The organism is Sulfitobacter mediterraneus (assembly GCF_016801775.1).
GTDB classification, from domain to species: domain Bacteria; phylum Pseudomonadota; class Alphaproteobacteria; order Rhodobacterales; family Rhodobacteraceae; genus Sulfitobacter; species Sulfitobacter mediterraneus_A.
The window spans coordinates 2,833,436-2,851,583 of the sequence record NZ_CP069004.1; the positions used below are offsets into that span (position 1 = coordinate 2,833,436).

Annotated in this window: 21 protein-coding genes; 14 read left to right on the forward strand and 7 right to left on the reverse strand. The window is 57.6% G+C overall.

Features of this window, described 5'->3' with window-relative positions; genetic code table 11:
• Nucleotides 1-15: 15 nt before the first annotated feature.
• Nucleotides 16-924, reverse strand: a complete 909-nt coding sequence (locus tag JNX03_RS14000) for a LysR family transcriptional regulator (RefSeq protein WP_269142444.1) — start codon at nucleotides 922-924, stop codon at nucleotides 16-18.
• A gap of 160 nt (nucleotides 925-1,084) precedes the next feature.
• Here JNX03_RS14000 and JNX03_RS14005 point away from each other — a divergent pair, with 160 nt between their 5' ends.
• Nucleotides 1,085-1,453, forward strand: a complete 369-nt coding sequence (locus JNX03_RS14005; protein ID WP_203209638.1) for a hypothetical protein — start codon at nucleotides 1,085-1,087, stop codon at nucleotides 1,451-1,453.
• Between the two features lie 48 nt (nucleotides 1,454-1,501).
• Here the strand turns inward: JNX03_RS14005 and serA are convergent, their stop codons facing one another.
• The gene (gene serA, locus JNX03_RS14010) at nucleotides 1,502-3,097 is read right to left on the reverse strand and encodes a phosphoglycerate dehydrogenase (protein WP_203209639.1); all 1,596 of its coding nucleotides are present in this window, start codon (nucleotides 3,095-3,097) and stop codon (nucleotides 1,502-1,504) included.
• Between the two features lie 87 nt (nucleotides 3,098-3,184).
• A complete protein-coding gene (locus tag JNX03_RS14015) occupies nucleotides 3,185-4,324 on the reverse strand; it encodes a phosphoserine transaminase (RefSeq protein WP_203209640.1) in 1,140 nt (379 codons plus the stop codon).
• A 157-nt stretch (nucleotides 4,325-4,481) separates the two neighbouring features.
• On the opposite strand from JNX03_RS14015, the gene serB reads away from it, so the two are divergent.
• The 4 genes from serB to JNX03_RS14035 all read left to right on the forward strand — a co-directional run bounded on the left by serB (nucleotide 4,482) and on the right by JNX03_RS14035 (nucleotide 6,508).
• Complete coding sequence (gene serB / locus JNX03_RS14020) at nucleotides 4,482-5,357, forward strand: phosphoserine phosphatase SerB (protein ID WP_203209641.1); 876 nt, start codon at nucleotides 4,482-4,484, stop codon at nucleotides 5,355-5,357.
• A 64-nt stretch (nucleotides 5,358-5,421) separates the two neighbouring features.
• Nucleotides 5,422-5,745: an ArsR/SmtB family transcription factor gene (locus JNX03_RS14025; RefSeq protein WP_409202364.1), complete on the forward strand. Its 324-nt coding sequence runs from the start codon at nucleotides 5,422-5,424 to the stop codon at nucleotides 5,743-5,745.
• Nucleotides 5,738-6,181, forward strand: coding sequence for an SRPBCC family protein (locus tag JNX03_RS14030; protein WP_203209643.1), 444 nt, complete (start codon nucleotides 5,738-5,740; stop codon nucleotides 6,179-6,181). Before JNX03_RS14025 ends, JNX03_RS14030 begins: the two co-directional genes overlap by 8 nt.
• A gap of 12 nt (nucleotides 6,182-6,193) precedes the next feature.
• Complete coding sequence (locus JNX03_RS14035) at nucleotides 6,194-6,508, forward strand: YciI family protein (RefSeq protein WP_203209644.1); 315 nt, start codon at nucleotides 6,194-6,196, stop codon at nucleotides 6,506-6,508.
• A gap of 15 nt (nucleotides 6,509-6,523) precedes the next feature.
• Here the strand turns inward: JNX03_RS14035 and JNX03_RS14040 are convergent, their stop codons facing one another.
• Complete coding sequence (locus JNX03_RS14040; protein ID WP_203209645.1) at nucleotides 6,524-7,504, reverse strand: asparaginase; 981 nt, start codon at nucleotides 7,502-7,504, stop codon at nucleotides 6,524-6,526.
• Between the two features lie 175 nt (nucleotides 7,505-7,679).
• Between JNX03_RS14040 and JNX03_RS14045 the strand changes: the two genes are divergently transcribed.
• From JNX03_RS14045 to JNX03_RS14060, 4 genes are all read left to right on the forward strand, one after another.
• Nucleotides 7,680-8,210 (forward strand): invasion associated locus B family protein, encoded by a 531-nt coding sequence (locus JNX03_RS14045; protein ID WP_203209646.1) that lies wholly within the window; start codon nucleotides 7,680-7,682, stop codon nucleotides 8,208-8,210.
• 108 nt (nucleotides 8,211-8,318) lie between these two features.
• Nucleotides 8,319-9,503, forward strand: a complete 1,185-nt coding sequence (gene rlmN / locus JNX03_RS14050) for a 23S rRNA (adenine(2503)-C(2))-methyltransferase RlmN (RefSeq protein WP_203209647.1) — start codon at nucleotides 8,319-8,321, stop codon at nucleotides 9,501-9,503.
• Between the two features lie 2 nt (nucleotides 9,504-9,505).
• Nucleotides 9,506-9,982, forward strand: coding sequence for a protein-tyrosine phosphatase family protein (locus JNX03_RS14055; RefSeq protein ID WP_203209648.1), 477 nt, complete (start codon nucleotides 9,506-9,508; stop codon nucleotides 9,980-9,982).
• Between the two features lie 144 nt (nucleotides 9,983-10,126).
• On the forward strand, nucleotides 10,127-10,327 hold the full coding sequence (locus tag JNX03_RS14060) for a hypothetical protein (protein ID WP_025049271.1): 201 nt from the start codon (nucleotides 10,127-10,129) through the stop codon (nucleotides 10,325-10,327).
• A gap of 30 nt (nucleotides 10,328-10,357) precedes the next feature.
• Here JNX03_RS14060 and JNX03_RS14065 read toward each other — a convergent pair whose 3' ends face one another.
• Nucleotides 10,358-11,200, reverse strand: coding sequence for a TIGR00730 family Rossman fold protein (locus JNX03_RS14065; protein ID WP_203209649.1), 843 nt, complete (start codon nucleotides 11,198-11,200; stop codon nucleotides 10,358-10,360).
• Nucleotides 11,201-11,278: 78 nt separating this feature from the next.
• On the opposite strand from JNX03_RS14065, the gene JNX03_RS14070 reads away from it, so the two are divergent.
• The 4 genes from JNX03_RS14070 (at nucleotide 11,279) to JNX03_RS14085 (ending at nucleotide 14,007) form a co-directional block, all read left to right on the forward strand.
• A complete protein-coding gene (locus JNX03_RS14070) occupies nucleotides 11,279-12,199 on the forward strand; it encodes a threonine/serine dehydratase (RefSeq protein WP_203209650.1) in 921 nt (306 codons plus the stop codon).
• A gap of 231 nt (nucleotides 12,200-12,430) precedes the next feature.
• Entirely contained in the window at nucleotides 12,431-13,258 is an 828-nt protein-coding gene (dapD, locus tag JNX03_RS14075) for a 2,3,4,5-tetrahydropyridine-2,6-dicarboxylate N-succinyltransferase (protein WP_203209651.1), read from the forward strand.
• A 66-nt stretch (nucleotides 13,259-13,324) separates the two neighbouring features.
• Nucleotides 13,325-13,579: a GlsB/YeaQ/YmgE family stress response membrane protein gene (locus tag JNX03_RS14080; RefSeq protein WP_203209652.1), complete on the forward strand. Its 255-nt coding sequence runs from the start codon at nucleotides 13,325-13,327 to the stop codon at nucleotides 13,577-13,579.
• 68 nt (nucleotides 13,580-13,647) lie between these two features.
• Nucleotides 13,648-14,007, forward strand: a complete 360-nt coding sequence (locus JNX03_RS14085; protein ID WP_203209653.1) for a hypothetical protein — start codon at nucleotides 13,648-13,650, stop codon at nucleotides 14,005-14,007.
• Between the two features lie 46 nt (nucleotides 14,008-14,053).
• Here JNX03_RS14085 and JNX03_RS14090 read toward each other — a convergent pair whose 3' ends face one another.
• Both JNX03_RS14090 and JNX03_RS14095 read right to left on the reverse strand, forming a co-directional pair.
• Nucleotides 14,054-15,148: a Hint domain-containing protein gene (locus JNX03_RS14090; protein ID WP_203209654.1), complete on the reverse strand. Its 1,095-nt coding sequence runs from the start codon at nucleotides 15,146-15,148 to the stop codon at nucleotides 14,054-14,056.
• A gap of 1 nt (nucleotide 15,149) precedes the next feature.
• The gene (locus JNX03_RS14095; RefSeq protein WP_203209655.1) at nucleotides 15,150-16,733 is read right to left on the reverse strand and encodes a Hint domain-containing protein; all 1,584 of its coding nucleotides are present in this window, start codon (nucleotides 16,731-16,733) and stop codon (nucleotides 15,150-15,152) included.
• A 266-nt stretch (nucleotides 16,734-16,999) separates the two neighbouring features.
• Here JNX03_RS14095 and dapE point away from each other — a divergent pair, with 266 nt between their 5' ends.
• Complete coding sequence (gene dapE, locus JNX03_RS14100; RefSeq protein ID WP_203209656.1) at nucleotides 17,000-18,145, forward strand: succinyl-diaminopimelate desuccinylase; 1,146 nt, start codon at nucleotides 17,000-17,002, stop codon at nucleotides 18,143-18,145.
• Nucleotides 18,146-18,148 lie beyond the last annotated feature (3 nt).

Consider the following 18,148-nt stretch of genomic DNA (forward strand, 5'->3'; position numbering starts at 1 on the left):
ATGAAAAGACCGACCCTATGCTGACAAAGCACCGCGGGGCTGGTCCAGCGCGGCCATCAGATCGGCAATGCTATTGCGCAGCCATTGATGGGCAGGCGTTGTGGAGTGCCGTCGGTGCCAGCTCATCCCGACGAGCGGAACCTCGATCGGCATCGGCGCGGGACGAACCGCCAGGCCGTGGGTGGCCGCCATTTTCACCGCCATTTGCAGCGGTATAAGCGCCAGATGATCGGTATTGGCCACCGCGCTGCACACCCCGTGCATAACGGGTAAACTCATCACGACATGGCGGGTTTTGCCGATACGGGACAGCGCAGCATCGCCGGTTCCGGTGTACTTTCCCTCTGGTGAAAACAGGATATGGCCAAGGGCGCAATATGTCTCAAGATCCAGCGCGGATGTTTCCGGCAGGCCGTCGAGGCATGGATGATCGCCGCGTGCGACCATCACCATTGGAGATTCGAATATCGGCTGCCAGTCCATCCAGCTCGGGATCTCGAAATGCGGTGCCAGCGCCAGATCGATCTCGTGGCTTTCCAGCTTGCCGCCATGTTGACCCGGCATAAGATCGACCAGCTGCACCCGCACACCGGGTGCATTCCGGCTGAGAAATGCGGCCAGACCCGGCATTAACAATTCGGAAAAGAAATCACTGCCCGACAGGCGGAAGCTGTCTTGCGCCACCTTGGGGTCAAACGCAGGCGGCCCTGACAACAGCGCCTGTGTCTCATCCAGAATATTGCGAAGCGGCTCTGCCAGCGAAAGCGCGTAATCGGTTGGCTCCAACCGGGGGCCGATGCGCACAAACAGCGGGTCTTTCAAATGTTCCCTAAGCCGCCCGAGCGCCGCAGAAACCGCAGGCTGCGACAGGCCGATAAGCTGTCCGGCGCGGGTGGTGGAATGGGTTTCCATCAAGGCCCGCAGAACCCGAAGAAGTTAAGATCAAAGCTTCGTAAATCCATACTATGGATGATGATAATACAAATAATAAATTTTCGATATGGTCTATGGTGTGCGAATTTAATCCATAATGCGATCCCGCAACTTCGGCGTGATCCATCGGCAAGCCAAAACGGGGGACGTTATGAAAGGTATTGCACTTTATTTTCTGTTGGCCGGCATCGTGTCGGGGATTTGCGGCATGGTCTGGGGCATTCAAATGTCAGCCACGCAAAACCACGATCTGTCACCCGCGCACGGGCATCTTAACCTGATTGGCTGGGTCGGGATGACGCTGTTTGCGATGTTCTATCATGTTGTGCCCGCGGCGGCGCAAAACGGTCTGGCGCGAATCCATCTGATTGTCTCACTGACAGGATTGGTCCTGATCGTTCCGGGTATCGCGGTGGTGTTGTCAGGCGGCACAGATCTGCTGGCCAAAGCCGGATCTGTTGTTGCCCTTGCCAGTATGCTGATCTTCCTGGCGGTGGCGCTTCGCAGCCGGCAAAACTGAACCATCAAGGGGCGTTGGCGCAGCAAATTGCCGCGCCAACGATGGATATTAGGCCACTTCAAATTCAAGCGGTTTGACCTGTGTGAACAGGCCCGTGCTTTGCAGCTTGTCGATGACATTGGCAGGCACGACATCATCCACGTAAAGCAAGGCAATCGCCTCACCCTTGGCCTCGGACCGGCCGAGGGTAAAGTTGGCGATGTTCACGCCGTTCTCGCCCATCGTCTGACCCAGGGCACCGATGATGCCTGGCACGTCTTCGTTGGTGGTATAGACCATATGCGCACCGACCTCTGCGTCGATATTGATGCCCTTGATCTGGATAAACCGGGGTTTGCCATCCGAGAACACGGTGCCAGCCACAGACCGTTCGCGTTTCTCCGTCACAACGGTGACTTTCACATAACCGTCGAACACCCCTGATTTGTCCTGATTGGTTGTGCTGATCTGGATGCCTTTTTCGCGGGCTACCACGGGGGCGCTGACCATGTTCACATCCGGGTTGGCGCGTTTCATGATCCCGGCAACCACGCCGCAGTTAAGCGCATCGAGGTTCATTCCGGCCACGGTGCCATCATAGAGAATATTGATCGCCTTGATCGGCTCATCCGTCATCTGGCCGATGAAGGCGCCCAGATGGCCGGCTAGTTTGACCCATGGCCCCATCACTTTGGCCTCTTCGGCAGTAACCGACGGCATGTTGAGTGCGTTGGATACAGCACCGGTCAGCAAATAGTCGGACATCTGCTCCGCCACCTGAAGGGCTACATTTTCCTGCGCCTCGGTTGTTGCCGCGCCCAGATGCGGCGTGCAAACCACGTTGGGCAGGTTGAACAACGGGTTCTCTGTTGCCGGTTCCTTGGCAAACACATCAAAGGCCGCGCCAGCGATATGACCGGATTTAAGCAGATCGGCCAGCGCTTCTTCGTCCACCAGACCGCCGCGAGCACAGTTGATGATCCGCACACCTTTCTTGGTTTTTTCAAGATTTTCACGGCTCAGAATATTGGCGGTCGCCTCGGTGAACGGTACATGCAGCGTGATGAAATCGGCCCGCGCCAGCAGCTCGTCCAGCTCGACCTTCTCAACACCCATCTTCTCGGCCTTTTCTTCACCAAGGAAGGGGTCATAGGCCACCACTTTCATTTTCAGACCACGCGCCCGGTCACAAACAATGCCGCCAATGTTGCCCGCGCCGATGACGCCCAGCGTCTTGCCGGTCAGCTCGACCCCCATGAACTTGGATTTCTCCCATTTGCCCGCATGGGTCGAGGCGCTGGCCTCGGGGATCTGGCGGGCCACGGCGAACATCATCGCAATGGCGTGTTCGGCGGTGGTGATCATGTTACCGAAGGGCGTGTTCATCACGATCACGCCTTTCTTGGAGGCGGCTTCCTTGTCGATATTGTCGGTGCCGATCCCGGCGCGCCCGATGACCTTGAGGTTGTCTGCCGCCGCAAGGATCTTTTCCGTCACCTTGGTGGCGGACCGGATCGCAAGGCCGTCGTAATTGCCGATGATCTCGGCCAGTTTTTTCTTGTCCTTGCCCACGTCGGGCTGAAAATCCACGTCAATGCCGCGGTCTTTGAAGATTTGTACAGCTGCATCGCTGAGTTTGTCGCTGATCAGTACTTTGGGAGCCATCGTTTCGGTCCTTCATAGAATGGGGAGGTGTGGCGGGGCAGTGCCCGCCGCAGGAATGGGGTAGGGCGGGATTGATCCCGCCAATGCTCAGGCGTTGATTTCGGTCTCAAATGCCCATGCGAGCCATGGCAACATGGCCGCCACATCGGATGTTTCCACTGTGCCGCCGCACCAGATGCGCAGACCGGGAGGGGCATCGCGGTAAGCGCCGATATCCAGTGCCACATCCGCATCCGCCAGCCGCTTGGCCACCGCCTTGGCAAAGGCTGCGCCATCGGTGATCCGGGCATCCGTGAATTTAAGGCAAACCGAGGTGTTGGAGCGGATGGCAGGATCAGCCGCCAGAAAATCAATCCAGTCATGAGCTTTGACAAAATCGGCCACGGCCTGCGCGTTGGCATCCGCACGGGCGATCATGCCCTGCAAGCCGCCGACGGATTTGGCCCATGTCAGCGCCTGCAAATAATCCTCAACACATAGCATCGATGGCGTATTGATCGTTTCACCACGGAAAATACCTTCGTTCAGCTTGCCGCCCTTGGTCATGCGGAAAATCTTGGGCAGGGGCCATGCGGGCGTATAGCTCTCCAGACGTTCTACTGCGCGGGGGCTCAGGATCAGCATCCCATGCGCGGCTTCACCGCCAAGAACCTTTTGCCAAGAGAAGGTTGTCACATCCAGCTTGTCCCAGGGCAGATCCATCGCAAAGGCGGCGGATGTCGCGTCGCACAGGGTCAATCCTGCACGGTTTTCCGGGATCGCATCGCCATTGGCCATGCGCACGCCTGAGGTGGTGCCGTTCCAAGTGAAACACACGTCGTTGTCATAGTTCAGCGCCGTCATATCGACGATCTCGCCATACTCTGCGGTGTGGGTTGTCGCCTCGATCTTGAGCTGTTTGACCACATCCGTGACCCAGCCCGCGCCAAAACTTTCCCATGCGACCATTTGTACGGGCCGTTCGCCCAGCATGGACCACATGGCCATCTCAAACGCGCCGGTGTCTGAGGCGGGTACAATCCCGATCCGGTAATCTGCAGGCACGCCAAGAATCTCGCGGGTTGTCTCGATCGCTTCGAGCAGTTTTGCCTTGCCGACAGCGGCACGATGCGACCGGCCCAAAGGCGCGTCCGACAGATTGTTCAAATCGAATGTGGGGATTTTGGCACAGGGGCCAGAAGAAAAACGCGGATTGGCCGGCCGCGTTGCCGGTTGTTCAATAGCCATGAATGCTACCCTCTCAGATAAGCGCCCTTCGTTGGGGAAGGGTGTCCCACGAACCGAAATACGGGCAGGTGGCCTCTGGCACAAGCTGCAAAACGGGGCTAGAACGCCGCTTGGGTCGCTTTTTGCGACATGATTGGCGCGGATCGGAAACTTCCCCATGTTTACAGTTGTTTTGCTTACTTCACCGGAGACAAAGGGGCTTGAGCCTGCCTTGGTTGAAAGCCTGCGCAACGCCTGGGGCGGCGGTGATGCGGTCTGGTTGTCACCGGATGAAGCGGCGGAATTTGACGTGCAGGCCGCCCCTCCGAATCTTTGGGAGGTCTGGGAAACCTGTCAGGGCATGGGGGTTGATCTGGTGATGGTGCCCACCGCAGGGCGGCGCAAAAAGATGCTGCTCGCCGATATGGACAGCACGATGATCGAGCAGGAATGCATTGATGAGCTGGCAGATGAGGCGGGCGTGGGCGACCGGGTCAAAGACATCACTGCGCGTGCGATGAACGGTGAGCTTGATTTTGACGGGGCGCTGAAGGAACGGGTTGGCCTGATGGCCGGGCTGGACGCCGCCGTAATCGACAAAGTGTTGGATGAACGTATCACCTTGATGCCGGGCGGCGCGGCCCTTCTCGGCACGATGAAGGCAAACGGTGCCTATGCGGCATTGGTGTCTGGCGGGTTCACGGCTTTTACGGCCAGGGTCGCAGGCGCGCTTGGATTTGACGAAAACCGCGCCAATACACTTCTGATCAAAGATGGCAAACTGACCGGCGAGGTCGCTATGCCGATCCTTGGCAAACAGGCCAAGGTAGATGCGCTGGAGCAGATCACCACGCGGCTTGGCCTGACAGATCAGGACGTGCTGGCGGTGGGTGACGGGGCCAATGATCTGGGCATGTTGACCCGCGCAGGGCTTGGCGTTGCCTTACATGCCAAGCCGACTGTTGCGGCGCAATGTGACGTGCGGATCAACCATGGTGATCTGACGGCGCTGTTGTTTGTGCAGGGGTATGGCCGCGAAGACTTTGCCGTTTAACCTGATATTAATATTTAACGGTTTACTTAATTAACAAATCTGTTAAATTAAGGTCATGAACAACATGACCCGCACCTTTGCTGCCCTTGCAGATCCGACCCGCCTGACGGTGGTGGAGGAGTTGATGCAGCGCGGTGAAATGCCTGCGGGCGATCTTGTTTCACATGTCGGCATGTCGCCGCCTGCGGTCTCGCGGCATCTCAAGGTGCTGCGTGAGGCTGGCGTGGTGACGCAACGGGCCGATGGAACCAAACGATATTACCGTGTTGCCCCGGAATCGATGCGCGCAATTGTGGATTGGACAATTGCGCACCGTAGCTTTTGGGAAGCCAGCCTTGACCGGTTGGATGCGATTTTGGCTGAGGAGGGGGGTGCGCACGATGAGTGACATCAGATTGGAGCGGGAATTCCCCGTCACACAAAAACGGCTGTTCGAGGTGCTGACCACCCAGTCTAGCATCGTGCAATGGTGGGGGCATGACGGCTGGACCATGATGGAAGAACAGCTTGATTTTTCGCGCACAGGCCCGTGGTTTGCCGATATGCGCAGTGAAGAGGGCAACCGGTTCAAGCTGTCCGGTCAGGTCACGCGGGTTTCGCCCCATGAGGTCATCGGCTTCACTTGGGGTTGGCACGACGAAGAAGACCAGCGCGGGCCCGAAAGCCATGTCACCTTTACCATTGCCGAAACCGCCAAAGGGGCGCGGTTGGTGGTGGATCACCGCGAATTGGTCTCGGACGATATTGCAGCACAACACGAAAGAGGTTGGGGCGGCCCACTGTCGCGGCTTGAACGTCTATTGAGCAAAGAAACCAAGGATTAAGAGGAGGAAATTATGCCAGAGTTTATGTTTGCCTATCACGGCGGGAAAATGCCGGAAACACCCGAAGAGGGCGCCAAGGCCATGGCGGCCTGGGAGGCGTGGTACAAGGATCTCGGTGAGAGTGTCGTCCATCCCGGCAACCCTGTCGGCATGTCCAAGACGGTCAGCGCCGGCGGGATCGCCGATGATGGCGGATCGAACCCGTTGTCGGGCTTTACCATCGTCAAAGCGGACAGCATTGAGGCGGCCTGCAAAATGGCGGCGGCGTGCCCGATGGTGGCTGATGGCAGCGGCACCGCCGAAGTCGCGCCTATCGTCGAAATGTAAGACCTGTTCGGCGGGTCAGATCAGGCCCGCCGCTGGTTTCAGAACACCTGTTTCAATCCCCCGCCAGTTCTTGATCGGCGCATTTAGCCGCTTCAACGTGGCAGGGTGGCTTGCATCCAATACCCCCAAACGCACCAGCAAGGCCGCAATTGCGCATTCCGCGGCACGGGTGGTGCCGCAAGCTGCCTTGAGCGCGATACCCAGTTTCTGCTCCGGGAGGATCGCGATAAAGAACCCCTCGGCGCCGGTCTTAAGCGCCACTTTTCCATCCATTGCTCGCATCAATTCGGTGCAGGCCCGCCCTTCGCCTGCGACCAACTCGGGGTGCAGGCGCATCGCCTGATGCAACCGTGCCTCGGCGCTGCCTTCCGCGGCATTGGCAAAATGCGCCATGGCACGGGCCATACCATGCAGGGTGCAGGCGTAGTTCGGGGCGGAGCATCCATCAATGCCAAAACCGGGCGAAGTTTCCTGCGTAACGGTCTCAAACGCCTCGAGACAGGCGCGTTGGATCGGGTGATCGGGGTCAACGTATTCGGCATTGCCGCCCAAATGCTGGTTCAGGGTCAAAAAACCCGAATGCTTGCCAGAGCAATTGTTGTGGATCTGGCAGGGCTTTTCATGGGCGCGGATCAGCGCCTCACGGGCGGGAGTATCATTGGGTTCTTGCGGGCCGCAACGGAAATCATCGTCGCTTAGGCCCAGCGTCTCAAGCCAGACCGCAACCCGATCCGTGTGGATCGCCGCGCCCTGATGGGAGGCGCAAGACAGCGCCAGTTGTTCGGTTGTCAGACCGGCTTTGTCCGCCGCGCCAGAGGTGATCAAAGGCAGCGCCTGAATCATCTTGGAAGAACTGCGCGGCAGGATCACGGCCTCCGGATTGCCCCAGGCATCCACGATCTGGCCGGTGCTGTCGCAAATCACCGCATGGCCCGAATGCACGCTTTCGAGGAAGGGACCGCGCCAAATTTCTGCAAAGGGGGCCGGATTGGTCATGATTTCGTCCTTTTCGTGGGCGAAAACCTGCCAATCAGGCTTTCGTCGGTCGCGTGTTTGGCGTTAATATGCTTGTTGTCGAGAATATAACAGACCCTGTAGAAGAGCGATCCATTTAAAGGATGGCCGAGGGCTCTGGATAAATTGAGGTAGAAGTCAGCTGGAGGCTGCACAGATGCGAACTGGAAGAACACTTGGATATGCGTTTGGGCTTATGGCTCTTGCCGCATTCCCCGCTGCCGCGCAGGAACAAAGCACAAACCGGGTTGCCGCAAAAACCGATTGGAGCGTTTTTGTCGAAGACAATCCAACCGAATGCTGGGGCGTCTCAACACCCAAGGAATCTGTAAACACCCGCGACGGGCGCGTTGTGGCGGTGAACCGGGGTCAAACCCTGCTTATGGTCTTTTACCGTCCCTCAGCCGGTGCCAAGGGTCAGGTTGCCTTTACAGGCGGCTATCCTTTTGCGGCTGGATCCACGGTCAACATGGATATTTCCGGCACCACGTTTGAGCTGTTCACCGAGGGTGAATGGGCTTGGCCTGCGACCACCGATGACGATGCCAAGATCATCACTGCAATGAAACGTGGCGCGACGGCGATCCTTTCAGGGCGCTCCGGGCGTGGCACCAACACCAAAGATACGTTTTCTCTGCTCGGCTTTACCGCGGCTGTGGAAGATGCGGGAAAACGCTGCGGCGGGTAAAACCTGTTGTGGTTTGCTAAAACGGCCCTGCACCTGCGGGGCTGTTTTCTTTTGATCCGGGCGCGATCCTCTATATAGAGGCGCATCACCCCTCATTGGAGATTCGCCATGTCCGGCACTGCACCGATCACACAGGACGTCATGACCATCCCGCGCAAATTGCCGGATGGACCAATGAACCTTGTCGGGCTGACGCGGGAGAAACTGCGCGACGTTCTGATTGCCAGCGGCACCCCTGAAAAACAGGCCAAGATGCGCGTTGGCCAGATCTGGCAGTGGATCTATCTGTGGGGCGTGCGCGACTTTGCCGAGATGACCAATCTGTCCAAGGCCTATCGCGCCGAATTGACCGAACAATTCGTCATCGAAATCCCCGAGGTGGTCACGCGGCAAATCTCCACAGACGGCACGCGGAAATATCTGGTCAAGATTGCCGGCGGTCACGAGGTCGAGATTGTCTATATCCCCGAGGATTCACGCGGCACGCTGTGCATTTCCTCTCAGGTGGGTTGCACGCTGACCTGTTCGTTCTGTCATACGGGCACGCAAAAACTGGTCCGCAACCTGACCGCGGCCGAAATCATCGGTCAGGTGATGGTGGTACGTGACGATCTGGGCGAATGGCCGGAGATCGGCGCGAAAAACGTCGAAGGGCGGCTGTTATCGAACATCGTTCTGATGGGCATGGGCGAACCTCTTTATAATTTCGAAAATGTGCGCGATGCGATGAAGATCGCGATGGATGCCGAGGGCATTCAACTGTCGCGCCGGCGCATCACCCTGTCCACATCCGGTGTGGTGCCGGAGATTGCCCGAACTGCCGAAGAAATCGGGTGCCAGCTTGCCGTTTCGTTCCATGCCACCACAGACGAAGTGCGCGACAAGCTGGTTCCCATCAACAAACGTTGGAACATTGAAACCTTGCTGGACGCCCTGCGGGTCTATCCCAAAGTGTCCAACTCTGAACGGATTACATTTGAATATGTGATGCTGCATGGGATCAACGACAGTGACGAAGATGCCCGCCGATTGGTAAAACTGATCGACGGTATCCCGGCCAAGATCAATCTGATCCCCTTCAATGAATGGCCCGGCGCACCCTACAAAAGGTCGTCAAACAACCGCATCCGTGCGTTTTCTGAGATCGTCTATAAAGCCGGCTATGCCAGCCCCGTCCGGACACCACGCGGCGAAGATATCATGGCCGCCTGCGGACAGCTCAAATCGGCCACCGAACGCGAACGCAAATCCCGCAAGCAGATCGCCCAAGAGGCGGGCCTGGCAGGAAGCTGACATTGCCAGCGCATTTCTTGGTTGCGGCAGACCTGCCCGGACGGCTGACGATCATGCCTTGTCCGACAGGGAGTGATCTGGAAGATCAGTTTGCATCCCTTGCGCAGGCCGGGATCACGCGCATCATCTCTATGCTGGCCCCTGATGAGGCGGGTTTGCTGGGCGTCGCTTCAGAAAACAGATTATGCGCCGATGCGGGCATCGCCTTTGAGAACCATCCAATTGTTGATTTTGGATTGCCTGACCAACCCGCCTTCCGCAGGTTGGTGGCCCATATCACGGATCATCTGCAAAACGGCGCACATGTCGCCATCCACTGCCGCGCCGGTATCGGGCGATCTGGCATGGTGGCATCCGCCGTGTTGATCCGTCTGGGGTACGCGCCGGACCAGGCCATCGAAAAGGTCAGCATTGCCCGCGGCGTTTCCATTCCCGACACAATCGAACAGCGGCAATTTATACTAGGTTTTGTACCTTAACGCCGCAGATTTGGCTTTCGCCGTTATTTTCATGGCTGAAAGGGGTTTGGGAAATACCTTTATTCTGCCGCAATTCGGTTCAAATGCTGCCATGGTCACGCGCAAGGGTTGTTTCCAGATTGAAACCAATCAAGGAGCGGACCAATGTCCTTTATCTCTAAGAAAGACCAATTCGACACCAGCAAGGTGTTCGACTTTATCCTGAGCGAACGCGCCTGCGCCCTTTCTGTGCGTGAATGGAAGCACCGGCTGGCCGGCTATGGCTATGCGATCAAGGAAACGCTGCACGGCCAGGTCGTTGAAACCCTTCCGCACCACGTTGAAGTGGGTGTTTTGCCTGCGTAATCCGCAGGCAAAACCATTCGATACGGATCGTTATCTGCCTGGAATGGCATCCCGCGCCGGGGCCGTTTCCCAGTTCTCGATCAAATCCATTGCCTCTTGCGCCGTTTCGACAAAGCGGAAGAGATCCAGATCCTCGGCCGAAATTGTGCCGGCATCCGCCAGTGCATCCCAGTTGATGATCTTTTTCCAGAATTCCTCGCCAAACAGCAGGAATGGGACCCGTTGCATTCGGCCCGTCTGAATCAACGTCAGCGCTTCGAACAACTCATCCATGGTGCCAAAGCCACCAGGGAACACACAAATTGCCTTTGCCCGCATCAGGAAGTGCATCTTGCGGATCGCAAAGTAGTGGAAGTTAAAGCACAACTCGGGCGTTACGTATTCGTTTGGCGCCTGCTCAAACGGCAACACGATGTTGAGGCCAATGGAATGCCCGCCCGCGTCAACCGCGCCGCGGTTGCCAGCCTCCATCACACCCGGCCCGCCGCCGGTCACAATCACATTCTCATGACCGCCACCTTCCATGGATTTCAACGTCATCAGCCGCGCAAATTCGCGTGTCTCATCGTAAAAGCGTGACAAATCCGACAGTGTCTGTGTGCGGGCTTTGTCCTTGTCCGCCGGGGCGGGTATGCGCGCGCCACCAAACAGTACAATCGTGCTTTCGATGCCTTGCTCATCCAGCATCAGCTGCGGTTTCAGCAGCTCAAGTTGCAGGCGAACTGGGCGCAACTCATCCCGGCACAGGAAATCCTCATCCGCAAAAGCCAACCGATAGGCTGGCGCGCGGCTTTGTGGTGTGTCGGGGACATGTTCGGCAGAATCGCGGTCTGTATGGGCGTCTCTGAACGGGCTGGTACGATCGTCTTTCATGAGGGTCACTTCCTGCTTGCGCGTTTGGTCCAGAGCTATAGGGTTTGCGCTTTGAGCACCAGCAACAGGAGCGTGATCATGGATTGGAAAGCTGAGATTGAGGCGGCAAAAGCACGGGTTGCGCCCTATGTTCGCGAAACGCCGGTGATCACCACCCGCAGCTTTGGTTTGTCCTATCCGGTCACCATGAAACTTGAGCATATGCAGCACACCGGCACGTTCAAGGCACGCGGAGCGTTCAGCACCTTGTTGTCCACCGATGTGCCAGATGGCGGCGTTGTTGCGGCCAGCGGCGGCAATCATGGTGCGGCTGTGGCCCATGCGGCCAAGGCGCTGGGCCATGACGCCCATATTTTTGTGCCTGAACTGGCCGGTCCTGCAAAAATTGATCTGATCCGCCGCACAGGCGCGGAACTGACTGTTGTCTCCGGTGAATATGCAAATGCGCTTGCCGCCGCACAGGCCCATGAGGCCAAAACCGGTGCGATGCAGATCCATGCCTATGACGCGCCGGGCACAGTCGCAGGCCAAGGCACCATGATGGCGGAATGGGAGGCCCAGGGCCTTGATGCCGACACCGTGCTGATCGCTGTGGGAGGCGGAGGTTTGATCGGAGGTGCGCTTGGCTGGCTTCAGGGCCGCCGCAAGGTGGTGGGCGTTGAACCGCGCCATTGCTGTGCGTTGCATAAGGCGCTGGAATACGGGGAACCTTGCGATGTGCCGGTGTCGGGTGTCGCAGCCAATGCCCTTGGTGCACGGCGCATTGGCGATATTTGTTTTGGTTTGGCGCAGGCCCATCTGGGTGCTTCCGTTTTGGTGGATGATGATGCGATCATCGCTGCGCAGGTGGCACTTTGGCGTGAATGGCGCATTCTGGTCGAACCGGCTGGCGCTGCCGCGCTCGCCGCCTTGATGAGCGGCGCCTACCAGCCAGAGCCGGGCGAAAAGGTCGCTGTTCTGCTCTGCGGGGCAAACCCGGCCCCCGATCCGATTTCATGAACCAGCGCCCTCGCAATTTGGCCGAATCCCATCCTCATTTGGCAAGAAAAACTCAATACAGGCCGTTCCCCAAACGGGGCATGGCCGCTGATCCGTGACATCTTTGGCGCTTTTGCGTGGGCGGGCGGCGGTTTTGAAGGTGATGTGGCGGTCGGAATGCCCGATTGATCCAAGGGGGGGGAGCGGCTATAGCCCGCGACAAGCCTGAGAATTGAAATTGGAGATACGGATATGTCGAACGCGCAGCTGGAAACCGCCATTGAGGCAGCATGGGACACCCGCGATCAGATCACCTCGGCCACCACGGGCGAAGTGCGCGAGGCCATCGAAGACACCCTGAACGCGCTGGACAGCGGCAAACTGCGGGTCGCCGAAAAACAGGCGGACGGATCTTGGCATGTGAACCAATGGGCCAAAAAGGCGGTTCTGCTTGGCTTCCGTATCAAGGACATGGAACACCAAGAGGGGGGTCCACAAGGCGCAGGCTGGTGGGACAAAGTTGACAGCAAGTTCAAAGGCTGGGGCGACAACCAATGGAAAGCTGCCGGTTTCCGTGCGGTGCCAAACTGTGTGGTACGCAAATCAGCGTTCATTGCGCCCGGCGTGGTGTTGATGCCTTCTTTCGTGAACATCGGCGCCTATGTCGACAGCGGCACGATGGTTGACACATGGGCGACCGTTGGCTCTTGCGCCCAGATCGGCAAAAACGTGCACCTGTCCGGCGGTGTCGGCATTGGCGGCGTGCTGGAGCCGATGCAGGCAGGTCCAACCATCATCGAAGACAACTGCTTTATCGGGGCGCGGTCCGAGGTTGTTGAGGGGTGTATCGTGCGTGAGGGTTCGGTTCTGGGCATGGGCGTGTTCATTGGCCAATCGACCAAGATCGTGGACCGCGAAACCGGCGAAGTCATGTATGGCGAAGTGCCGTCTGGTTCCGTTGTGGTGGCAGGCTCCATGCCGTCTAAAAATGGCGTGAACCTTTACTGCGCCGTGATCGTCAAACGCGTTGACGAAAAGACCCGTTCCAAGACATCCATCAACGAGCTGCTGCGCGACTGATCTGCCTCGCGGGAACCAAACATAGCGGTGGTGCGTTCTCCTTCCAACAAGGTGAAGGAGAACGACATGACGGGACTTGGATGGTTTGCGGCGCTGATCGTCGGGGCGCTTGCCGGCTGGATTGCTGAAAAGATAATGAAGCGTGACCATGGTCTGCTGCTGAATGTCTTCATGGGCATCGTTGGTGCGATGCTGTTCAATGCGATCCTTGGGTTTATCTTCGGCTCGTCGCTGGGTGGCTGGATTGGACAATTGTTTGCCGGTGTTGTTGGGGCCTGCATCCTGATCGCGGCGATCAACGCCTTTCGCAGCCGGTCCTGAGCCGAGGCTTTTCATTTCCTACAGATCACGCTAGGGCTGCCTTTCACACAGAAAAGGTGGCCCTTGTCATGTCTGATCCTAAGAAAGCCAAAAAGAAATCACGCCAACAGGTGTTTACCCTGCTGGTTCAGATTGGCCGCAAAGAGGGCGATGGCTTGCCGGACAAGGCAACCGGTGCGGCCCTTATGTGTTTTGCCTCCGGCATAGATGAGGCCGAAGCCGTGCGCGAAACCGTTGCCATTCTCAAACAGGCGGACACAAATCCATTGGATGTCACCGGCTACGGCACCATGGAGGAACGTGAGGCCGACGGACAAGAGATCGGCGACGAAGAACGCGCCTTGATGCAGCGTGCATTAGAGGAAAACGCCGTTATCGTGGCACAGATGACCCCGTTCTTTGACAAGGAACTGCCCTCACCGGAATGAGGCAAGGATCGCCGCGCCGCGCTTTCCTTGGTTTGCCGTTCCGAAATCAGGCCGCCCGCTGACGCGCCAGGTGGATGGCATCATACCAGCGCAAGACATGGTGCGCGGGGCGTCCATGTTCGGGCAGGGAGCCCCGGTCGAAAGAACGCAACAGACTGTTGGCCAGATGTTGGCCATTGCGCCGGATACGCCCGATATAAAGGCTTTCCAGCGTGGTGCCAGCGGCGAGCAATGTCTCATGGGACGGCAACAACAACTGGGCATAGCGAATGACCGGTCCGCAGGGTTCCTCCAGCGCGGCAAAGCCATTAACCAGATGGCGGGCGGGCACCAGAACCGCCTCTTGGTTGAACAGGTATTCCACCTCTGGCCCATCGATGATCAATCTTTGATCGGGAGACACGATGATGTCCTGTTGCAAGCCAAAATAGGGCGCCCGCAACCGCACAGGGCGATAACTTCCGCGCGCCGGGACCATCCGGTCAAGACTGTGCAGAACCGGAACCGTACCTGCGTTCCCCGTCAAGACGGTATCGCCGCGCTGCAACTGCCCCACTTCTTTGTATCCGCGCGGCGTCGCGACAGGTGTGCTCGGCAACAGGCTCGGCATGGGGCCAATCGGCTCAATCTCGTTCGAAAGCGCAGCAAAGATCATATCGGCTGAAAAGCTGTGATCATTGCGCCCCAACATCAGGTCGCGGATGTCATCAAGCGGCAGCGGTTTGGGCACTTCGATATAGGCATGCGAGATTTGTGCATCCTCTGGCCGCTCCAGTGTCATCCGTGCCCAATTGGCGGCGCAGTCCCATGAATAGGTGATACGGACAACATCTGTGCGACCGGTCTCGGACCTCTGGATTGCAGCATGGCAGATGTCCTGATCCTGCACCTGTACCATCGCGATGCCGCCACCGGGGATCGCCTGAAAGGTCAAGCTGCGCAATTCAGGATAGGTTGTCTTGTAACCGAACAATACCTGCGGCTTGCCATCCGGTGACAGCCGGGTCTCGAACATGATCGTGCCGCGGTTGAGCAAACTGCGTGGGTGATCAGGCAGCAGCGGTCTGTCTTTCTTGTCAGCGCCCAGTCCACGCAGGGAAAGCCGCCGGTCGTCGTGATCACTGAGGGCAAGCCATGTCATCTTAGGCCACCTGTCCAGAGCGCAGCAAATCTGCCTCAAACCGTTTCAAGGTTCGCCGTGCAGCGGGCGGATAGCCAATGCCCGTTTCGGGATCAATCTCAGGGAACAATGCGCAAATCTCTGCCACGACTTCAGTTTCAAAACTCTTGTTGGTTTGAGGGCCCGGCAGATAGCTTTCTGTTTCCAAACCTTCGGAGAACACCACCTGATGGCGGTCAAACAGCAGGTGAACATAGGTCACATCGCCGCCTGGCTTGCGCCGAACGGAGCGATCATTGACCAGATCACGCGCGGCGACCAGCACCTCTGCCTCACCAAACAAAAGCTCTGCCAGATTGTCACGGATCAAGACCCGGTGCAGCGGAGACACCAACAGGTCGCGGTGATCGCCAAAGGTATTGGCGCGAATGTGAATCGGTGCAAACTCGCCTTCCGCCTTTACCGTGCGGGTTCCGATCCAGCGCAGTGGCTGTGGCCCGTCATCCTGGGTCAGCACCAGATCACCCGGCATCAAGGTCTCGGCAGGGCGTTCGCCGTCAGGCGTTGCGATCATTGTCCCTGCGACAAAGCAAGGCACACCCGTTGCGTTGACAAAGCCGACATCAACGTCACTGCCGTTGTCGACGGTATAGGTAAAGTTGAAGTTCTCGACATCGCCATCACCCGTCACCGTAAAGGTGCCATTCGGGTTCAGCTTGACCGTTTGCCCTGTGGGCAGCGTGATCGTGTCACCGGCAACGACATCCTGTCCGTTGATCTGGGTGATTGTCAGGGTGCTGCCGGGTGTGTTGTTGATGTCGTTGGCCAGAACATCGATGTCTTTGTCGCCGTCTGGATAAAGGTCAATGTTATCGGACACCGCAACAAGGCTGGTCTGAACAGAGTTGCCTGCAATCAACAGATTTGAATCGAACTGGTTGTCCGACACATCCGCGATGGCGATCCGCATGGAGTTGACCACATTCGGTGTGACAGCCATCGTCAGGGTCATCGTGATGGTAAAACCATCCATCTCGGTGTTGTAATCGTCAGACTGGTTGTTGACGTACATGTTGATGTTATTCGTGGTGTTGACGTTACCCGGATCGGTATCGCCGTTGCCAACATCCATCGGCACCAGATCGCCATTGACCCAGACACCCACAAAATCCTGATAGATCGAGTTTTGAAATTCGGGGTATTCCTCGGATGAGAACACAAACTGCATTGTCATTGTGGCCGCATCGGGGATGAAATCCACATCCAGCGTCGCGGCATCATAGGTGCGCGCGCCGGCGTGGTTGTTGTACATGCTGACGTTGTTGCTGCCAGAGGTATTGGTGCCGGTGTTTGTGCTTTGGTTGGATTGACCGCTGGAGTTGGTGAAATCCTCAGCCTCACCCGTGGACATGATCACGCCGGTATCAGATGGCGTGACCCCCGGCGCAACGCTGTCGCCGTTTGAGTAAATACCCGCGCTGTCGCGATCACCGTAGTAAGTTGCGCCAGTGACCGTGACGCCATTGCCAAAGATCGCCTGCGCCATATCAAGCGCGGTTGTGCCCTCGCGCACCGTTTCGATAGGAAGTTCCGACGCTGCTACCATTGTGCCTCAAACCTCTGGTTCGGACAGAACGTGGCAGCCTGCATGGTTTTCCCATGCGAATGATCTTGGATGCAAACGCGGCCGGATTTTTCCGGTTTTGTCATCTGCGGTATGCTGCTGCGCCCTGCCTCGGGTCATATTATTGACACAAACTTAACACGAGGATTTAGGAACTGTTAACCTTTTCTCGGCCATCCCCCTTGGCATCGCGTGTTTTTCGCCACAAAACAGGGTAAATTTCACTGACCTAGCCAAAAGGAACCGCCATGCCCGGTGTTGATCCCGCCGAATTGACCGCGCAGCTTGTGCGCTGTGCCTCTGTCACCCCTGCCAATGAAGGGGCGTTGGAGATCCTGCATGATCTGCTGTGCGAGGCCGGATTCGAATGTGCCTGGGCGGATCGGGGCGGCATTCGCAACCTGTTCGCCCGTTGGGGCAAAAAGGGCAACACACGATCCTTTGGGTTCAATGGTCACACCGATGTAGTGCCGATTGGCAATCCCCAGGATTGGTCCATGCCCCCCTTTGGCGCGGAGGTGAAAGACGGGATCATGTATGGGCGTGGCACCACGGACATGAAATCTGGCGTTGCTGCCTTTGCTGCTGCTGCCGTAGATTTTGTGAAGGACACGCCGCCCGATGGATCGATCATTCTGACCATCACGGGTGACGAAGAGGGCGACGCGCTGGATGGCACCACGGCGTTGCTTGAATACATGGAAAATCATGGCGAGCGCATGGATGTGTGCTTGGTCGGGGAGCCAACCTGCCCGGAAACCATGGGCGAAATGATGAAGATCGGACGTCGTGGTTCGATGAACGCAAAGATCACCGTGACCGGAGTGCAGGGCCATTCGGCCTATCCGCACCGCGCCAATAATCCGCTGAATGCGATGGTGCGGCTTATGGACAAGCTGGCCTCCCATGAGCTGGACCAGGGCACCGATCACTTTGATGCATCCACCCTTGCCGTAGTTACTGTCGATACCGGAAATCCGGCGACGAATGTTATCCCGGCAAGCTGTTCTGCGGGTCTGAATATCCGGTTCAACGATCTGCACTCAGGCGCCAGCCTGACCAAATGGTTGGAGCAGGAAACTTCCCTCATCCGTGACGAATTTGGCGTTGAGATCGAGATGAGCGTCAAGATTTCCGGCGAGAGCTTTATCACCCCACCCGGACCCCTGTCGGACTTGATCGGCAAGGCCGTGAAAGCAGAAACCGGCGTTCAGCCGGTGTTGTCCACGTCCGGCGGCACGTCAGACGCCCGATTTGTCAAACATCATTGCCCAGTGGTTGAATTTGGTTTGGTCGGTCAATCGATGCATAAGGTCGATGAACATGTGAAGGTGGATCATATCCATCAGCTCAAGGCGATTTATGGCCGCATCCTTCAGGACTATTTTGCGTGAAAA